This is a genomic window from Streptomyces sp. NPDC058620 (assembly GCF_042717135.1).
GTDB lineage: Bacteria > Actinomycetota > Actinomycetes > Streptomycetales > Streptomycetaceae > Streptomyces.
Genome location: NZ_JBHXQO010000009.1, coordinates 16113 through 33478 on the forward strand (window position 1 = coordinate 16113; position 17366 = coordinate 33478).

14 protein-coding genes, 1 tRNA gene and 2 pseudogenes are annotated in these 17366 nt (G+C 68.6%); 9 read left to right on the forward strand and 8 right to left on the reverse strand.

Annotation, left to right across the window (positions count from 1 at the left end):
- Window positions 1–71 precede the first annotated feature (71 nt).
- From galU to ACFWSK_RS11940, 7 genes are all read left to right on the forward strand, one after another.
- A complete protein-coding gene (galU, locus tag ACFWSK_RS11910) occupies window positions 72–974 on the forward strand; it encodes a UTP--glucose-1-phosphate uridylyltransferase GalU (protein ID WP_383783748.1) in 903 nt (300 codons plus the stop codon).
- Between the two features lie 4 nt (window positions 975–978).
- On the forward strand, window positions 979–2289 hold the full coding sequence (gene glp / locus ACFWSK_RS11915) for a gephyrin-like molybdotransferase Glp (RefSeq protein ID WP_383783749.1): 1311 nt from the start codon (window positions 979–981) through the stop codon (window positions 2287–2289).
- Between the two features lie 125 nt (window positions 2290–2414).
- Window positions 2415–2915: a cyclic pyranopterin monophosphate synthase MoaC gene (gene moaC, locus ACFWSK_RS11920; RefSeq protein ID WP_383783750.1), complete on the forward strand. Its 501-nt coding sequence runs from the start codon at window positions 2415–2417 to the stop codon at window positions 2913–2915.
- Window positions 2912–3436 carry a molybdenum cofactor biosynthesis protein B gene (locus ACFWSK_RS11925; protein ID WP_383783751.1) on the forward strand — a complete coding sequence of 175 codons (525 nt, stop codon included), beginning with the start codon at window positions 2912–2914 and terminating at the stop codon, window positions 3434–3436. Before moaC ends, ACFWSK_RS11925 begins: the two co-directional genes overlap by 4 nt.
- Before the next feature lie 17 nt (window positions 3437–3453).
- Window positions 3454–4074 (forward strand): GNAT family N-acetyltransferase, encoded by a 621-nt coding sequence (locus ACFWSK_RS11930; protein WP_383783752.1) that lies wholly within the window; start codon window positions 3454–3456, stop codon window positions 4072–4074.
- A gap of 124 nt (window positions 4075–4198) precedes the next feature.
- Entirely contained in the window at window positions 4199–5419 is a 1221-nt protein-coding gene (gene glpR, locus ACFWSK_RS11935; protein WP_383783753.1) for a gephyrin-like molybdotransferase receptor GlpR, read from the forward strand.
- Window positions 5420–5505: 86 nt separating this feature from the next.
- Window positions 5506–5579: transfer RNA gene (locus tag ACFWSK_RS11940), tRNA-Ala, on the forward strand.
- A 619-nt stretch (window positions 5580–6198) separates the two neighbouring features.
- Here the strand turns inward: ACFWSK_RS11940 and ACFWSK_RS11945 are convergent.
- The 7 genes and pseudogenes from ACFWSK_RS11945 to ACFWSK_RS11975 all read right to left on the reverse strand — a co-directional run bounded on the left by ACFWSK_RS11945 (window position 6199) and on the right by ACFWSK_RS11975 (window position 14914).
- Window positions 6199–6528, reverse strand: coding sequence for a hypothetical protein (locus ACFWSK_RS11945; protein WP_383783754.1), 330 nt, complete (start codon window positions 6526–6528; stop codon window positions 6199–6201).
- A gap of 31 nt (window positions 6529–6559) precedes the next feature.
- Window positions 6560–8323 (reverse strand): annotated as a pseudogene (locus ACFWSK_RS11950) (RHS repeat-associated core domain-containing protein); the annotation flags it as partial.
- 52 nt (window positions 8324–8375) lie between these two features.
- A pseudogene (locus tag ACFWSK_RS11955) lies at window positions 8376–8480 on the reverse strand (IS5/IS1182 family transposase); the annotation flags it as partial.
- A gap of 271 nt (window positions 8481–8751) precedes the next feature.
- Window positions 8752–9084 carry a hypothetical protein gene (locus ACFWSK_RS11960; RefSeq protein WP_383783755.1) on the reverse strand — a complete coding sequence of 111 codons (333 nt, stop codon included), beginning with the start codon at window positions 9082–9084 and terminating at the stop codon, window positions 8752–8754.
- Between the two features lie 12 nt (window positions 9085–9096).
- Window positions 9097–13755, reverse strand: a complete 4659-nt coding sequence (locus tag ACFWSK_RS11965; protein WP_383783756.1) for a putative T7SS-secreted protein — start codon at window positions 13753–13755, stop codon at window positions 9097–9099.
- Window positions 13755–14402, reverse strand: a complete 648-nt coding sequence (locus tag ACFWSK_RS11970; RefSeq protein ID WP_383783757.1) for a hypothetical protein — start codon at window positions 14400–14402, stop codon at window positions 13755–13757. Before ACFWSK_RS11970 ends, ACFWSK_RS11965 begins: the two co-directional genes overlap by 1 nt.
- A complete protein-coding gene (locus ACFWSK_RS11975; RefSeq protein ID WP_383783758.1) occupies window positions 14399–14914 on the reverse strand; it encodes an SseB family protein in 516 nt (171 codons plus the stop codon). Before ACFWSK_RS11975 ends, ACFWSK_RS11970 begins: the two co-directional genes overlap by 4 nt.
- A 210-nt stretch (window positions 14915–15124) precedes the next feature.
- Here ACFWSK_RS11975 and ACFWSK_RS11980 point away from each other — a divergent pair, with 210 nt between their 5' ends.
- Entirely contained in the window at window positions 15125–15925 is an 801-nt protein-coding gene (locus tag ACFWSK_RS11980) for an alpha/beta fold hydrolase (RefSeq protein ID WP_383783759.1), read from the forward strand.
- A 6-nt stretch (window positions 15926–15931) separates the two neighbouring features.
- On the opposite strand, the gene ACFWSK_RS11985 is transcribed toward ACFWSK_RS11980, so the two are convergent.
- Window positions 15932–16423: a GNAT family N-acetyltransferase gene (locus ACFWSK_RS11985; RefSeq protein WP_383783760.1), complete on the reverse strand. Its 492-nt coding sequence runs from the start codon at window positions 16421–16423 to the stop codon at window positions 15932–15934.
- 49 nt (window positions 16424–16472) lie between these two features.
- Between ACFWSK_RS11985 and ACFWSK_RS11990 the strand changes: the two genes are divergently transcribed.
- Complete coding sequence (locus ACFWSK_RS11990; protein WP_383783761.1) at window positions 16473–17288, forward strand: exodeoxyribonuclease III; 816 nt, start codon at window positions 16473–16475, stop codon at window positions 17286–17288.
- The last annotated feature ends 78 nt before the right edge of the window (window positions 17289–17366 follow it).

Below are 17366 nucleotides of genomic sequence, written 5' to 3' on the forward strand. Positions count from 1 at the left end.
TGGGTATAAATGAGTACAAAGTTAACCGGACGCTCATCTTCCGCCCATGTGCACCCGTTAAGGTTCAGCGCATGACTCAGTCGCTCCCCAGGATCAGCAAGGCCGTCATCCCGGCCGCAGGTCTCGGCACACGTTTCCTGCCGGCCACCAAGGCCACTCCCAAGGAGATGCTGCCGGTCGTCGACAAGCCCGCGATCCAGTATGTCGTCGAAGAGGCAGTCGCAGCCGGTCTCTCCGACGTGCTGATGATCACCGGTCGCAACAAGCGTCCTCTTGAGGACCACTTCGACCGGAATTACGAACTGGAGAACGCGCTCACCCGCAAGGGTGACGGCGAACGGCTCTCCAGGGTCCAGGAGTCCAGCGACCTGGCCACCATGCACTACGTCCGCCAGGGCGACCCGCGCGGCCTCGGCCACGCCGTGCTCTGTGCCGCACCGCACGTCGGTGACCAGCCGTTCGCCGTGCTCCTCGGGGACGACCTGATCGACCCGCGCGACCCGCTGCTCGCCCGCATGATCGAGGTCCAGGAGCGTGAGGGCGGGAGCGTCATCGCGCTCATGGAGGTCGATCCCGCGCAGATCCACATGTACGGCTGCGCGGCCGTGGAGCCCACCGCCGACGGGGACGTCGTACGCATCAGCGGCCTCGTGGAGAAGCCCGACCCGGCCGACGCGCCCAGCAACCTGGCCATCATCGGCCGGTACGTCCTGGACCCGGGCGTCTTCGCCATACTGCGTCACACCGAGCCGGGCCGCGGCGGCGAGATCCAGCTCACCGACGCCCTGCAGCTCCTGGCGGAGGACGAGAAGGCCGGCGGCCCGGTGCACGGGGTCGTCTTCAAGGGCCGCCGCTATGACACAGGCGACCGGGGCGACTACCTGCGTGCCATTGTCAGACTCGCGTGCGAACGTGAAGACCTGGGGCCGGACTTCCGGACCTGGCTGCGCAGATACGTCACCGAGGAGATGTAACCCCGTGAGCAGCACGATCTGGTCGGTGGACGAACACCTGGACGACATCCTGAGCTCGGTGAAGCCGCTCGAACCCATCGAGTTGCAACTGCCGGACGCCCAGGGCTGCGTCCTCGTCGAGGACGTCATGGTGGAGGTCGCCCTGCCGCCCTTCGACAACAGCTCGATGGACGGCTACGCGGTCCGGACCGCCGATGTCGAGGGCGCGAGCGAGGAGTTCCCCGCCGTCCTCACCGTCATCGGTGATGTCGCCGCGGGCAGCGAGGGACTGACCGGCGATCAGGTCGTGGGCCCCGGAGAGGCCGCCCGCATCATGACCGGCGCCCCGCTGCCCGCGGGCGCCGAAGCGGTGGTCCCGGTCGAGTGGACGGACGGCGGCATGGGCGAGGGCCCGGCCGCCGGCATGCGCGCCCACAGCGACGCGCCCGAGGGCGCGAGCGGCGAGGTCCGGGTCCACCGTCCCGTCGAGGCCCGTGCCCATGTCCGGGCCAGGGGCAGTGACGTGCAGCCCGGCGACCTGGCCCTGCGCGCGGGCTCGGTCGTGGGACCGCCCCAGATCGGACTGCTCGCCGCGATCGGCCGCGCGACGGTGAAGGTGCGCCCGCGCCCCCGCGTCGTCGTGCTGTCCACCGGCAGCGAACTGGTCCAGCCCGGCGAGGAGCTGACCGGCGGCCGGATCTACGACTCGAACAGCTTCGCGCTGACGGCGGCCGCCCGGGACGCGGGCGCCATCGCGTACCGGGTGGGCGCCGTCGCCGACGACGCCGAGACGCTGCGGGCCACGATCGAGGACCAGCTGATCCGCGCCGACATCGTCGTCACCACCGGCGGCGTCAGCGTCGGCGCCTACGACGTGGTCAAGGAGGCCCTGTCCTCGGTGGGCGACGAGGACGAGCCGGGCAGCGGTGTCGACTTCCGCAAGCTGGCCATGCAGCCCGGCAAGCCCCAGGGCTTCGGCTCGATCGGCCCCGACCACACGCCTCTGCTCGCGCTTCCGGGCAACCCCGTCTCCAGTTACGTCTCGTTCGAACTGTTCGTCCGGCCCGCGATCCGCACGCTGATGGGCCTGGACGAGGTCCACCGGCCGACGGTGACCGCGACGCTCGCCGCCGACAAGGCGCTCTCCTCGCCGGCCGGCAAGCGCCAGTTCCTGCGTGGGACGTACGACGCGGACGCGGGCACCGTCACCCCTGTCGGTGGTTCCGGATCGCATCTGATCGCGGCGCTCGCCCAGGCGGACGCGCTGATCGTGCTGCCCGAGGACGTCACCTCCGCCGAGCCCGGCACGACGACCCAGGTCATCCTGCTCCGCTGACGTCCGCCCGGTGGCGGTACGGTGTCTGCCGCTGTGCCTTCCCGGGGGACACCCCCCGGACCCCCGGCCCGCACCGCGGTGCGGGCCGAGCGGGCAACCGGCGCCCTACCGCGAGGCGGAGTTCAGTGAGTACGCAGAACAGGCTGACGCACATCGACGAGGCGGGCGCGGCCCGGATGGTCGATGTGTCGGACAAGGACGTCACCACGCGCGTCGCCCGCGCCAGCGGCCGGGTCCTCGTCTCACCGCGCGTCATCGAGCTGCTCAGGGGCGAGGGCGTTCCCAAGGGCGACGCGCTCGCCACGGCCCGGATCGCCGGAATCATGGGAGCCAAGCGCACCCCGGACCTGATCCCGCTCTGCCACCCGCTCGCGGTCTCGGGTGTCAACGTCGATCTGAGCGTCGCCGACGACGCGGTGGAGATCACCGCGACGGTGAAGACCACCGACCGCACCGGCGTCGAGATGGAGGCCCTGACCGCCGTCTCGGTCGCCGCGCTCACCGTCATCGACATGGTCAAGGCGGTCGACAAGGCCGCGGTGATCACCGATGTCAGGGTCGAGGCGAAGTCCGGCGGCAAGTCCGGCGACTACCGGCGCCCGTCGCCGGAAGGAGCGGAGGCGTGAGCGGCTCCGGCACCGGTCGGGGAGCCGCCCCGTACCGCGCGCTCGTGGTCACCGCCTCGAACCGGGCCTCCGCCGGTGTCTACGCCGACAAGGGCGGCCCGCTCATCGCCGAGGCCCTCACGGGGCTCGGGTTCACCGTCGACGGACCGCAGGTCGTCCCGGACGGCGACCCGGTGGAGGCCGCACTCCGCGCCGGAGCGGCAGCCGGATACGACGTGATCGTCACCACCGGCGGTACGGGCATCTCGCCCACCGACCGCACCCCTGAGGCGACCCGCCGCGTCCTCGATCACGAGATCCCCGGCATCCCCGAGGCGATCCGGGCCGAGGGCCGCGACAAGGTCCCCACCGCGGCCCTCTCCCGCGGTCTCGCCGGCGTGGCGGACCGCACCCTCGTCGTGAACCTGCCGGGCTCCACCGGCGGCGTACGCGACGGACTCGCGGTCCTGAGCCGTCTGCTGGTGCACGCCGTCGACCAGCTCCGCGGCGGCGACCACCCCCGACCGGGGAGCCCGAGCTGAACGTCCCGACCTGGCCGGTGACGCTCCGCGACGGCGAGATCGTCCTGCGCCCCATAAAAATGCGCGACCAGCGCGTATGGCGTGAGGTCAACCGGCGCAACCGCGAATGGCTGCGCCCCTGGGAGGCGACCGTGCCGCCGCCCGCACCGGGCGGGCCGATGGCGCAGCGTCCCACGTACCGTCAGATGATCCGCCACCTGCGTGCGGAGGCGAACGCGGGCCGGATGCTGCCCTTCGCGATCGAGTACGAGGGCCACCTCGTCGGGCAGTTGACGGTCGCCGGGATCACCTGGGGCTCGATGTGCTCGGGCCATGTCGGTTACTGGGTGGACCAGGGGGTCGCCGGCCGGGGCGTCATGCCGACCGCGGTCGCCCTTGCCGTCGATCACTGCTTCCGCACGGTCGGACTGCACCGCATCGAGGTGTGCATTCGCCCGGAGAACGCGCCCAGCCGCAGAGTCGTGGAGAAACTCGGATTCCGCGAGGAAGGGCTGCGTCCCCGCTATCTCCACATCGACGGCGCGTGGCGGGACCACCTGATCTACGCGCTCACCGCGGACGAGGTCCCCGAGGGGCTGCTGCGGCGCTGGCACCAGTCGGGGCCGCGTACCCCGCGCACTCCCCGCAAAATGAAATAAGTGTTCGAAACTGATCGTGGTCTGACCGCTAAGGGACGCGCAAACGTCGCCTGTTGATCTGAACAATCACAAAAAAAGTCCGTGATATCAGCTAGATCGTGCGACACACCGGGCCAATTGGCGGATGCCTCCGCGCAAACCCCTCTACGGTGTGAGCGTGAGCAGCAGCGGCCTCATCTACGCAGTCATCGTCGGGGCCTGGGCCGCCTACTTGGTGCCGATGTGGCTTCGCCGGCAGGACGAGCTCAACGAAGCGCGTCCGACGGAACGCTTCAGCACCGCCATCCGGCTGCTGTCCGGACGGGCGGCCATGGAGCGCCGATACGCCAAGGAGCTGGAGGAGCGCACCGCCGAGGAGGCAGCGCCCGACGTCGACCCGGACGCGGTCACGGACCGAATGGATTCCGTGGACGTCCGGGCCTTTGCCGCGCCTCCGGCCCATACGGAAGCCCGGTTGCACGACCCGGCGCACGCTTCGGAGCGTGCGTCAGGCCGTCCGGCTCCGGAGCGCCAGGCGCCCGACTCCACGCCCAGGGAGCGCCGGGAGGCGCAGGGGCGCGCGGCCCAGGAGCGGTCCGCTCCCGCAAGGCGCCCGCGCACGTCCAGTGCGGATGCCGAGCGCGCGCGGCGAGCCCAGCGCTCGCAGCTCCTTGCCCGCCGTCGCCGTACGACCGTCCTCCTCTTCCTGGCCTTCACGCTCGGCGCGATCGTCGCGGCGGTCGGCGGGCTCGGCTTCCTGTGGGCCCCCGCCGTGCCGGCAGTGCTGCTGAGCACGTACATCGTGCATCTGCGCGCCAAGGAGCGGCACCGGTTCGCGTTCACGATGGACCGGCGCCGGGCCGAGATGGCGGCGCAGCGGCTGCGCGAGAACCGCCCCCGCAGGCACCAGCCCGCGACGACGGCTCCCGCCGAGCCAGACGAGGAGCCCGAAGCGCGCCACCCCCAGCCCGAACCCGCCCCCACCGTCTCCCCGCAGGAGGCCGGCCGCCGCGCCCTCGTCGAGCAGACGGACCACGCGGAATGGGTCGACCAGCAGCGGGAGCGCGGCCGGGTCCAGGGCGACAGCTGGGAGCCGGTCCCGGTGCCGCTCCCCACGTACGTCACCGCCCCGGTCGCCCCGCGGGCCACGGGCGGCGTCGAGGTCAACGACCCGGAGACGTGGAGCGCGGCGCGCTCCAGCACGGCGGAACCCACCCAGACGGGCACCTCGCACCCCGTCGCACCCCCGGCGGACCCGGCGCCGCGCCAGCGCGGCAACCAGTCCCGCCGCAGCCGCGACCGCGGCCGGACCCCGCTCTTCGACCAGTACGACGAGGACGACCGCCCCCGCGCGGCCAACGAGTGAGCCCTTCGCGAAGCCGACTCCGCTGACCAGCGGGGAACGGATTTCCAAGCACCCCTCTGGGGGTGCTAAAGTTTCACTCGTTGCAAGGGCCTGTGGCGCAGTCTGGTAGCGCACCTCGTTCGCATCGAGGGGGTCTGGGGTTCAAATCCCCACAGGTCCACCGCAAGGCCGTTCACGGGTTCACCCCGGAACGGTTCACGAGATCCCGGTCAGACGGTCACCGTCTGACCGGGATCTCGTCGTTTGAGCTCCTGCTTGTGTGAAAAGTCAGCCTGCCGGGCCGCCGGGAAGCGCGGCAGCCCGCGTCGGAACGGACCGGGGGTCGGGATGCGGACATGCCGCGGGGACCGCAGGCGTGGAGGCAGGCTCTTGAGGTCTCGCGACGTGTCGATCTTCGCGCTGACCTTCCGCTTCCGGGGATGCGCCGTCGACGTTCGGACCTGACGTTCGTGAGGTGGCGCACTGTGGTGTTCGTGCAGGGGTGCTTCTGGCATGCCTGTCCGCAGCACATGCACGCGCCGGTGCACAATGCGGAGTAGGGGACGGTCGGCTGAGGTTCAGAAGAACCTTCGAGTCGCTGGTATGCGCTGTTGACCGCCCTGCCCTCAGACCAGGCCGACACGGGACTGTGCCGCACCATGCCCCGGATGAGGTGGGGGGAGTGGCCGGCCCCGGTCTGGATTGGCATGAGCAGTGTGCAGCCCCCGCGAGCGGGCCGGTGACCGCCCCGCCGGCCCCCAGGAGGGTGAAGTCTTCGACGGCCGGGCCGACGGGGTCGTTCAGTGCCGCGGTGCCGAGTTCAGGACATCACGCTTGGCCAGCGTCTCCGCTCCGGCTCCCGTGAGCGTGACCTTGCCGGAGTGAACGGTGTCCAGTTGCTCGACCTGCTTGCCGTACCACTCAATGGCGGTCAGCAAGAACCCTGGCGTGGCCGTGCCCGGGCCGACTGCGGAACCCGGGTGCTGGAACACCATGCCCAGCCGTGCCGTCCCCTCAACGCAGCGGACCACGCACACGGCCACGTCGTCCGCCGCGTCGGTAACGCCCGGCGTCACGGACTCGATGGATTCGATGCTCAGGGCTGCCTTTTCCGGCACGTTATCCAGCACGTCGGTGTGCCTCCTCGACGAAGTGTGCGATCTACTCGGGGGTGAGCTTGGGAACATCGTATTCAAGGAGCGGATCGATGTCCCCGCTGCCGATCTTGCGTGGCACGTGGATGCCCATCTCGGAGAGGATCTCCCGGGCTACCGCCGATGGCACCTGCGCGGATGCGCGGGACGACAGTTCCGCCGGACTCAGCTCGACCGGCCATTCGGCCTCCCGCGCGATGTACCCCTGGTGGACCGGGACCCCGTCCAGCGCGCCGCGCGGATAGATCTCGACGATGGCGTCGCCGAACCGCTCGGCCTGCGTCGCGAACACGCTGGCGACGCCGGGGTCGGACGAGGTTGGTGTGATGCCGTGCCGCTGCACGCCGGGGCTGCCCTCGAAACCTGTGGTGGTTCCGCGGAACAGATGCGGAGGGCACGGTGACAGGCCGAGCGGGTCGGTACAGGTGTGCGGATTCAGGACATACGTCGACGGGTTCGGCGCCGGGACGAGGCCGAGCGGGTCCGGGGTGAGGTATCGGGCCGTCTCCGGATCGTAATGCCGGAAGTAGTTGTAGTGCAGCCCTCTCTCAGGGTCGTAGTACTGGCCGGGAAAGCGCAGTGGCGTGTACGCGGTGCTGTCGGATGCCCATGTGGTGGTGCCCCACAGGGTCCGGCGGCTGCGCCAGGCGATACCGCCTTGCTCGTCGACGAGTTCGCAGGGCGCGCCGACGAGGTCGGTGACAATGGCGAAGAAGCGGGAGTCGATCTCGTGCTGGGCTGTGTGCACCCCGTTCGGCACACCGACTGCTGCAGCCGCTTCAACCGTACCGGCCGCTTGCACCATGGTGTGCAGGCCCCTCAAGGGGCCCGCCTGAGCGCCATGCTGACCATCCCCCGCCTCCTGCGCCACCACCGCCATGATGCGTTCCGCCTGGGCCACCGGCCGCAGGCCGTCGTGGTCCCAAGTGAGGGTGACCGAATGAGGCGACTCGTCCGAGACCGTGGTCTGCTCGCACAGTGTCGGCCCGTCCCAGGTGAAGTCGCTGCGCTCGATGACCGTCGTACCGTCCGCTGACAGCCGCAGTTTGGCTATACGTCGGCCTGACGCGTCGTACTCGTACCGCCATTGCGTTCCGTCCGGCGTCGTCACTGCGGTGAGCCGGTCCTCGGCGTCCCACGTGTAGTGCCACACCTCCGCCTTGCCCGGTAGGTGGGTCTTGCGGCGCTGGACGATCCGGCCGGCCGCATCATGGGAGTAGCGGAGGGAACCGGCCCGGGTGAGGCGGGTGCCCTTGTACTCACGCGGGCCTGTGGCTTCCTGCCCAGGGTGGCCTAGCGGCCAGGTGGCGTGGGTCTGGTTGCCAGCTGCGTCGTAGGCGTAGCGCTCTGTCCAGCCTGCGGCGTGGACGGCGGTGACGCGTCCGGCGGGGTCGAGGTCGAAGGTGCGGGTACCGCTGAGCTGGTCGGTGAGGCCGGTCAGGTTGCCGTCGGCGCTGTAGGTGTAGTCGCGGCGCTGGATGCTGCTGCCCGTGGCGCCGGTGATCTGCTGGCTGGTGAGGCGGCCAAGCGGGTCGTACTGGTTGGTGAAGGAGACGGTGTCGCCGATGTGGCGGGCGGTTTCCTGGCCGACGGCGTCATGTTCGAAGGCGATGGTGCGGCCGGAGGTGGTGAGGGAGGTGCGGCGGCCGGCGGCGTCGTCGGTCCAGGTGCTGACCGCGCCGGTGGGGGTGGTGCGGCCGATACGGCGGCCGAGGGCGTCGTAGGTGTACGACATGGTGCGGCCGTTGACCGTCTCGGAGACAAGGCGGCCGTACCCTCTCGCGGGCGTGCAGGGCGGAGTCGACGGACTTCAGCCGCCCGCTGCCACTGACCGAGCGGTGCCGGACCTTCCACGCCGTGATCACTGGCACGGTCAACGACCACTGCTCGTCCGATAGGTCACTCGGGTATGGCCTGCGTTCACTCACCCAGCCACCCCAACAGACCGCCGGTCCGCGCGAGCGAGTGGAGCTCAAGGGATAGTTCTGAAGGAGCTGAAGTCGGGGACGTGAGGGAGGGCGGGCTGACAGGGGCCTTGGCAGCCACTGTTTTTAGCCACCCCGGGCAGGCAGTCGGCGCGCGTGAGGCGCTCGACGGTGCAGCGGGCTACTGGAGTTCCCCCGCAACCCATAGACCCACCCCTCAACATCGATAGCTTCTTGACCGGGTGTGATGCCGACCAGAACGCCTTGTATCGAATCATTCTTCCAGTCGTGTTGCTCGAGCTCTCAGCTCTTCTGCGACTTCGTCCCAGTCGGGACCGAAGGAGAACAGGTCGGCTGCCGCTTCGCGTAGCAGTTCGGCATCGTCTGGGCGCTGCAAGCAGACAAGCCGGTAAGCGAGATTGCGGGCCCAAACCGGCATCGCCATCCAATCCTCGGCCAGTACGTCATGCACAGCGGCGAGGATATCCTCGGGTGTGGCGAATGTGATTTTTTCGATGAAATCTCGCACTGGATCAGGGATCTTCGAGGTATTTTCCTCCTGTGTCGATCCGATCAATTCACGAGTCAGTCGAGTCAGGTCAGACATAAGCCTATTTCTTTAAGGATTGAGCCAGTACGTAGCCACACGGTACACGTTATCGGGCGTCTGGGAAACGCGGAACCCAATGCTGTGTCCGTCTATCTTCATCTCCCCGTCCAGCGGCCCGGTGAACCCAGGGCCTACCCGGGGTATGGTTCCCCCATTTTCTATGTGGCCGTACACGGAGTCAACGATTCCCTGCTCGATCTGGTCAGGCGTAAGGCCGGTGGTCCGCAGGTCGTTCGGAACCCCATTAGCGCCTGCGTGGGCGCGATCAAATCCATGGCCGGTATTGAACTGCCATTCATCGTTGCCGACTGTGGCCGAACGCTTGAGGTCCTGACCTTCGCCCTTCGTTTTTCCATAAGCGACTTTCTTGCACTCTGAGGGCATCAGGCCCAGTGGATCGCACATGGTGTGAGGGTTGATGGCGTATGACGAAGAATTTGGGGCGGGGGCCAGCCCAAGAGGGTCTGGTGAGGTGTACCTTCCTGTACCTGGTTCGTAATGTCGGTGAAAATTGTAATGAAGTCCGGTTTCAGGGTCGTGATATTGGCCAGGGAAGCGGAGCGGTGTGTAAGCGCTACTGTCTTTCGTCCACGTAGTGGAGCCCCAGAGTGTGGCGCGGCTGTGCCACACGAGAATTCCCTCCTCGTTGGCGAGTTGGGTGGGGGTGCCGATCAGGTCCGTGATGATTCCGAAAAAGCGCGAGTCAATCTCATGTTGCTCCGCTTCGAAAGTGGTTATTCGTTCGGTTTGGGTGAGGGGGTTGAGCCCCTGGTGGTTCCAGGTGAGAGTTACGGGATTGGCTATGCCTTCGCCGCGTGTGGTTTGTTCGCAGAGGGTGGTGCCGTCCCAGGTGAAATCGACTTGTTCGACGACGGTCTCTCCGTCGGCAGCCATGCGCTGCTTGTCGATTCGGCGGGCCAGTGGATCGTAGTGGTAGCGCCAGCGGGTGCCGTCCGGGGTGATGACCGAGGTGAGGCGATCTTCGGCGTCCCAGGTGTAGCGCCAGGTGTCCGGCTTGCGGGACAGACGGCTCTTCTGGCGCAGGGTGATGCGTCCGGAGGCGTCATGTTCGTAGCGGATGACACCGGCGCGGGTGATGCGGGTGCCCTCGTACGTGCGCAATCCCCGTGCTTCGGCTCCCGGGTGAGCGTCGGGCCAGTCGGCATCGGTCTGGTTGCCGGCGGAGTCGTAGGCGTAGGACTCCGACCAGGTTGCGGCACGGACCGAGGTGACACGGCCGGTAGGGCCGAGGCCGTAGTGGCGGGTGCCGCCGAGGTAGTCGTCGATGCGCGTGACGTAGCCGTCGGGGCGGTAGGTGTACGCGCGATGTTGGATCACACGGTCGGCGGGACCGTTGACGGTCTGGACAGTGAGGCGGCCGACGGTGTCGTAGGCGTTGGTGAAGGTCATTTCACCCAGGCGGCGAGAGGCTTCGCGGCCGGCCGCGTCGTAGGTGAAGGTGAGGGTGTGGCCGTGGGTGGTGAGGGTCGTCGGGTTGCCCAATACGTCGTATGCCCAGGTGCTTTCCGTGCCGGTGGGTGTCGTTCGGCTCGTGCGGCGCCCCAGCTCGTCGTAGCTGTGTTTGAGGGTGCGGCCGTTAACGGTTTCCGAGATGAGTCGGCCCTGCCGGTCGCGCAGCAGCATCAAGGTCGCGTCGTCGTTGGTGGCCTGGGCCAACTGGTCGGTGAAGTCGTACTCGTACGTCGTTGCCTTGCCGTCGGCGTTCTTGCGCAGGACCTGGCCGAGTTCGTTGCGCTCAAAGGTGATCGTCTGGCCGTGGGAGTTGGTGCGGGAGGCCAGGCGGCCGGCGGCGTCGTGGGTGTAGAGCTGGACGCGGTCGTCGAAGTCGGTCTCGCGGATCAGGCGGCCTGCGGCGTTGTATTCATACGTCCAGGTCAAGTCCTGGGGGTTGGTCACGTGGGTGAGGCGAAGGGTGGCGTCATGCTCGAACTCGTAGCGGACGCCGTCAGGGCCGGTGCGGGCGGTCAGCAGGTCGAAGTGGGTGTAGTCGAAGCGGGTCACGCCGCCGATCTGGTCGGTGTGGGTGGTGCAGTTGCCTTCGCCGTCGTAGGTCCACGACTCTGTACTGCCGTCAGCACTGATCCGGTGAGCGAGCCTCCCCTCCGTGGTCCAGGTGAACTGGGTGACAGCCCTCAGTGCGTCGGTTATTGTCGCCGGCCGGCCGAAGGAGTCGCGCTCGTAGCGTGTAGTTGCGCCCAGTGGGTCGGTGATCTCGGCGGGCAGACCAGCCGCGTCGCACCGCACCACTGTGCGGTGTCCGAGTGCATCGGTCACGGACGTGAGGTGTCCGGCCTCGTCGTACGTGTAGGCCGTTGTCGCGCCCGAGACCTCGGTGACCGACGTACGGTTGCCGTGTTCGTCGTAGGTCTGCCGAGTGATCGTCCCGTTCGCGCCCCTGACCCGTACCGGTAGGCCCAGGGCGTTGTAGTCGGCGGTCATCTCTCGCCCGTCCGGGCGGACCACCGAGGTGAGGCGGCCGTGCTCGTCGTATGTGGAGCGGGTGATGTGTCCGAGCGGGTCCGTGACAGACAGCAGTCGGTGGTAGCGGTCGTGCTCGAAGCGGGTGACCGCTGCCAGGGCGTTGATCTCGGTGACGACCTGGGAGCGGGCGTTGATCACGTATCGCGTGGTGTGGCCCATGCCGTCCGTCATGGACGTCATGCGCAGGCCGGTGTCGGGGTCGGTGTCGTCCCAGGTGAAGTGGGCTTCGAGGTGGCCGTTGGTGCCGGTCTGGTACACGCAGCGGTCGTGTTCGTCGTAGACGTACTCGTACCGGCTGCCGTTGGTGTCCGTCCATGCGGTGATGCGGCCCAGCTCGTCGCAGTCGAAGCGCAGGGGGCGGCCTGAGGAGTTGGTGACTTCGGTGAGGTGGCCGTCGGTGTAGCCGTAGCGGAGGATCTCCTGGTCAGTGCCGTCGGGAGCGGCGCCTGCCAGGTGCAGGGCGGTGACCCTTCCTTCACTCGTGGTGAGCTTCAGGTGGTAGCCGCCGTGGTGCGCGATCGACGTCGGGGCACCGGCCTCGTCGTACTCGAAGGTGATCCATCGGCCGTTGCGGTCGTCGATCTGAGCCAGAAGCGCCAGCTCTCCACTGGGGTGGTCGACGAAGTGCCGGACCTTGCCGGTTTCCGGGTCGGTGACGGTGTAGCCGTCGCTCACCCGGTCCAGGGGCCAGCGCCGGCCGTGCGTGGGCAAGACGGGTGCGCCGGGTGCGGGATGCGGATAGGCGAGCAGACTGCCTTCGTCGCAGCTGAACACCACTCCCTCCGCGTCGATCTCCAACCGTTGGTCGACCGTGCTCGACCAACCGGATCCGAACCAGCGGCCTGCTCGGTAGGAGGAGTCAAAGACGCGCTCGAAGACCAGGGGCAGCGATCCCGGTAGCACGATGTCCGTCTGCGGGAGCAGCATGCGACCGGTCGCGACGTCGACGGGGTCTCCGGCGCACTTGACTTCGCTGCACTTCTTGGCGCTGGAGTCGGGATTCTTCTCGTGGCCGTGCCGGTTCTTGCCCGTCGGACTGTCGGCCAGGTCCTTCATTCCGGCCCGCAGGCCGCCCTTGATCAGACCGCCGCCCTTGGTGCCGACCAGCTCGGGTATGAGTCGGCCGAAGAATTCGGAGGGGTCGCCCTTGGCGGCGTCCCAGGCGTTCTTGAGCGCCCGGTCGGGGTTGGCGGCGGTGGAGACGAGGCCGGCCAGCGTCATGTTGACGCCCTTGTAGTACTCGGCCGGGTGCGTCAGGTTGTACGGATCCTGTGGATTGACCGAGCGGACGAAGTTCACCAAACCCGCGGTGCCCTTGATGACACCACCACCGAAATGGGCCAGCTCGATGCCCTGGCCCACGCCGTAGTCGACAAGCTCCTGTTTCGCCCGGTCCAGGCCGGTGGGCTCCTTCGGAGCATGGGCCATGGCAGCGGTGACGGCACCCTTGGCCGCTTCGGCAGCCTCGTTGCGCGCTCGCCGGGCACCTTCGAGGATCTCCTGTGCGTGCTGCCGTTTGACCGTGCCCGGATCGGAGAACTCCCCCGGATGCGGAAGCGGGTGATCGGTGTTGCGGACCGCGTCGTACGCCGCCGCCTTCTCCCGGAACGCGGCAGCAGCCGTCTCGTAGTCCTGCTTGCCCTCCTTGTAGAGAGCGATCGCCTCACGCGCCTTTGCCTGCGCGCTGCTGACCGTCTGTGCGTACGCCTCCAGCGCCGTGGCCGCGTCCTCGAACGCATCCGCCGCCCGCAGCCAGTCGGTGGGCAGGGTCTGGAATTTTTCCCGGAAGGAGTCGGCGGCCACGCCCTTCCAGTGACCGGAGTCGAGCCGTTTCATCCCGCCGCCGACGAGATCGAACGCCTTCTGGAAGTCCCGGAGGTTCTTCACCGCCGCGGCGATCTTCTCCGGCCTGCCGTGGATCAGCTCGTTCGCTTCCTCGCTCTGCCCGAGCTGCTGCTCACCGACCTCCGCACCCAGCGAGGACGCGGTCTCATCGCCCCAGTCCTCGACCGAGTCCGCCAACGAGTCGGCACCGACCTTCTCCAAGCCCGAGCCGAGCACATCAGTGCCCTTGTCGATCCCCTCGCCGACGAGCTCCTTGCCCTTGTCGACGAGATTGCCGGCCCCGTCGTAGAGGTCTCCACCGAGCTTTCCCCAGTCCACCATCAGCGACTCTCCCCCCACCGCGGCTGCTCGGCCTGATCGATCGTCTCCTGCGACGGATCAAGCTGCTCCTTGAGCCGTTCATCCGCCGCCGCCCGCACCCCCGGGTCGATCAGTCCGCTGCGCTCCATCGAGTCGAGTGCGGAGTCCTCCACGTCGTAGACGGTGTTCTGCCAGTTCTGCTGGACCTCGCCGTGGGCCTCGATCATCGACTCCGCGCTGTAGTCCGGGTTGTCGTACGCGGACTGACTGCTGATCGTGTCCCAGCTCATCGCCTTGACCTCGTCCTCGGACAGGTGAGGATTCCCGTTCAGGGAATTCACACCGACCTTGAACGAGTCCTTGATGTACTGCTCCTGCTCCGCGAAAGAACCAGCCGACAACCCGACCCCGAGCGCGAAGCCGTTCCCCTTCTGCGTCAGAGCCCGCACACCCCACTCCCAGCGGTCACAGAACGTCTGGAACTCCGACGCCAGCCCGCCGTGCCCCAACTCCAGCCCCGACAACGCAAGATCCGAAAACCCCCGCCCCGTCGACGCCTGGCCGATGAACCCGAGCTCCTTCAACTCCGCGTGCGCCAGGTCGATCCCCTTCGCGATCGCGGCCAACGCCTCCGGCGGCACATCAAGATCAGGACTCTCCCCGCTCACTGCATCCCCCCGAGATCCACCGCAACCGCGTCCGGCACGATGCCCGCCACCGGCGGAAACAACATGCCGTCCTCACTGCCCGCATCCAGCGCCACCCCCGCAGGCCGCGGCAGCATCGGCACCATCACATCCAACAACCGCGCACCCAACACCGCCCGGTACTCCCACTCCCGCTCGGCGTCCCCACGAGCCCGCGCGAACCGGGCCAAAGCCTCTTCGTCCGAGAACGCACAGATCCAGCACACACCGTTCTGCTCCGCCGACCACGGATCACCGGCCTCATCCAGCGGTACTAGCACCGCCGTTCGCCGGAACTCACCCAGCAACACTGCAAACTCGTGTCGAGCAGCCGATGTCGGGTCGCCCTGCGGCGTCTTGACAGCGGCCGATCTCGGCGCCTCACGCAGCGACGGCGGCACGTCGGGCGCAGGCCAGTCGGCCAAGTCAGAGATCTTTGAACGCCGGGCGGGCGGCCCGGCCATGTCATCGGCGTCGTCCCCGTAGTCGAACACTCGTCGAATATTGTCACGGTGCGTTTCCCGGGAGCAACGAACTGAAATGGTCAGCCGGCCACTGTCCGGACCTGCGTCCGCTCCAGGCGTACGGGGCTCAGCTGGGCGTTGCAACTTCCCCTTATCCGCCGCATGTTCACGGTGGGGCCGCGTACCTATTATTCGATCAAGCAGGTGGATGCTTCGGGCAGGGCGAGCAGGGGGATCGGTATGGAATTCACCACGCGGCACGGCTTCGTCACCGCCTACGACGACCTGGGACCGTCCAGCGGTCCGCCTGTCGTCCTCGTGCACGGGCATCCGTTCGACCGGACCATGTGGCGGCCGCAGGTGGAGGTGCTCGTGCGGGCCGGATTCCGGGTGATCGCGCCCGATCTGCGCGGCTACGGAGCCAGCGGCGTGGTGCCGGGGCGCACCCTGCTGTCGGACTTCGCCGATGACATCGCCGCGCTCCTCGACCACCTGGGTGTCCGGCGGGCGGTGGTCTGCGGGCTGTCCATGGGCGGGCAGATCGCCATGGAGTTCCATCGCGGGTACGGGGCACGCGTGGCCGGGCTGGTCCTCGCCGACACCTCACCGGTCGCCGAGACCGAGGAGGGCAGGGTCGTCCGCAACGGCATGGCCGACCGGCTGCTCGCCGAGGGGATGGGCGGGTACGCGGACGAGGTGATCGACAGGATGCTGGCCCCGTACAACGTGACGGAGCTGCCCGACGTCGCCGCCCATGTCCTGGGCATGATGCGTGGCACCGCGCCCGAGGGGGCCGCCGCCGCCCTGCGCGGGCGTGCTGAGCGCCCCGACTACCGGGAGTCGCTCGCCGGGGCCCGGGTGCCGGTCCTCGTCGTGGTCGGCGCGGACGACAGCTATACGCCCGTCGAGGACGCCCGGGTGACGCACGCGCTGATCCCGGGCTCCGGACTCGCCGTCGTCGACCGGGCCGGGCACCTGCCCAACCTGGAGCAGCCGGAACGGTTCAACGCCGCGCTGCTCGGGTTCCTCGCCTGCTTGTGAGGCCGCTCAGGGCTGCGGCTGCTGGAGCGGCTTTGCCATGCAGATGCTGCTCGTGTACTCCCGGTAGTGGCCGAACTTGGGGCAGGGCGCGTAGCCGCTGGAGGTGTACAGGGCGATCGCCTCGGGCTGCTGGTCGCCGGTCTCCAGGACCATGCGCGTACGGCCCGCGGCGCGCGCGTCGGCCTCCAGGGCGGCGAGGATGCGCCGGGCCAGGCCGTGTCCGCGGCCTTCGGGCACCACGAACATCCGCTTGATCTCGGCGTCGCCGTCGGAGTAGCCCTGCTCGTTCCTGTCCTGGGAGCGCCAGCCGCCGGTGGCGACCGGGCGCTCCGCCTCGTCGTAGGCGAGCAGATACAGCCCGTGCGGCGGATCGAACATGGTCGGGTCGAGGGGTGTGATGTCCCCCTCGTCCCCGTAGCGCTCGGCGTATTCGAGCTGGACCTGGTCGTTGAGTTTGACGGCATCGGGGTGGTCGAAAGGCCGCGGCTGGATATTCATACGGTCGATGGTACATGTATGCGATCCGGGCTCTCGGTACTGTGCTCCGATGCTCACTGTCACCTCCGCAAATGTAAACGGCCTCCGTGCCGCCGCGAAAAAGGGCTTCGTCGAGTGGCTGGCCGGGACCGACGCCGACGTGATCTGTCTCCAGGAGGTCCGGGCCGAGCCGCAGCAGCTCCCCGCCGAGGTGCGGGAGCCCGAGGGCTGGCACGCCGTCCACGCGCCCGCCGCCGCCAAGGGCCGGGCCGGCGTCTCCCTCTACACGCGGCACGCGCCCGAGCGGGTGCAGATCGGTTTCGGCGGCTTCGGCGGGGCCGAGGGTGCGGAGTTCGACGCGAGCGGCCGGTACGTCGAGGTGGACCTGCCCGGAGTCACGGTCGCGAGCCTCTACCTGCCCTCCGGTGAGGTCGGTACGGAGCGGCAGGAGGAGAAGGAGCGGTTCATGGCCGCGTTCCTGCCGTATCTGAAGGGGCTCAGGGAACGGTCGGCGGCCGAGGGCCGCGAGGTCCTGGTCTGCGGCGACTGGAACATCGCGCACCAGGAGGCCGACCTGAAGAACTGGAAGGCCAACAGGAAGAGCTCCGGATTCCTCCCGGAGGAGCGCGCCTGGCTGACCCGGGTCTTCGACGAGGCCGAGTACGTCGACGTGATGCGGGCGCTGCATCCGGACACCGAGGGGCCGTACTCCTGGTGGTCCTACCGCGGGCGGGCCTTCGACAACGACTCGGGGTGGCGCATCGACTACCAGGTGGCGACCCCGGGGCTGGCCGCACGCGCGGTCAAGGCGTGGGTCGAGCGCGCCGCCACGCACGGCGAGCGGTGGAGCGACCACGCGCCGGTGACGGTCACGTACGAGAGGTGAGGCGGGGGCCGGACGGTGACCGTGCCCGTCCGGCCTCTGCGTCGGGGGGCCGGCGCGCCTTCCGGGCCTCAGGTGTCC

Excerpts from the sequence above, each read along its gene's own strand:
- galU (WP_383783748.1), top strand. The coding sequence starts at position 72 with ATGACTCAGTCGCTCCCCAGGATCAGCAAGGCCGTCATCCCGGCCGCA.
- glpR (WP_383783753.1), top strand. The coding sequence starts at position 4,199 with ATGCCTCCGCGCAAACCCCTCTACGGTGTGAGCGTGAGCAGCAGCGGC.
- ACFWSK_RS11960 (WP_383783755.1), bottom strand. The coding sequence starts at position 9,084 with ATGTCTGACCTGACTCGACTGACTCGTGAATTGATCGGATCGACACAG.
- ACFWSK_RS11965 (WP_383783756.1), bottom strand. The coding sequence starts at position 13,755 with ATGGTGGACTGGGGAAAGCTCGGTGGAGACCTCTACGACGGGGCCGGC.
- ACFWSK_RS11980 (WP_383783759.1), top strand. The coding sequence starts at position 15,125 with ATGGAATTCACCACGCGGCACGGCTTCGTCACCGCCTACGACGACCTG.
- ACFWSK_RS11985 (WP_383783760.1), bottom strand. The coding sequence starts at position 16,423 with ATGAATATCCAGCCGCGGCCTTTCGACCACCCCGATGCCGTCAAACTC.
- ACFWSK_RS11990 (WP_383783761.1), top strand. The coding sequence starts at position 16,473 with ATGCTCACTGTCACCTCCGCAAATGTAAACGGCCTCCGTGCCGCCGCG.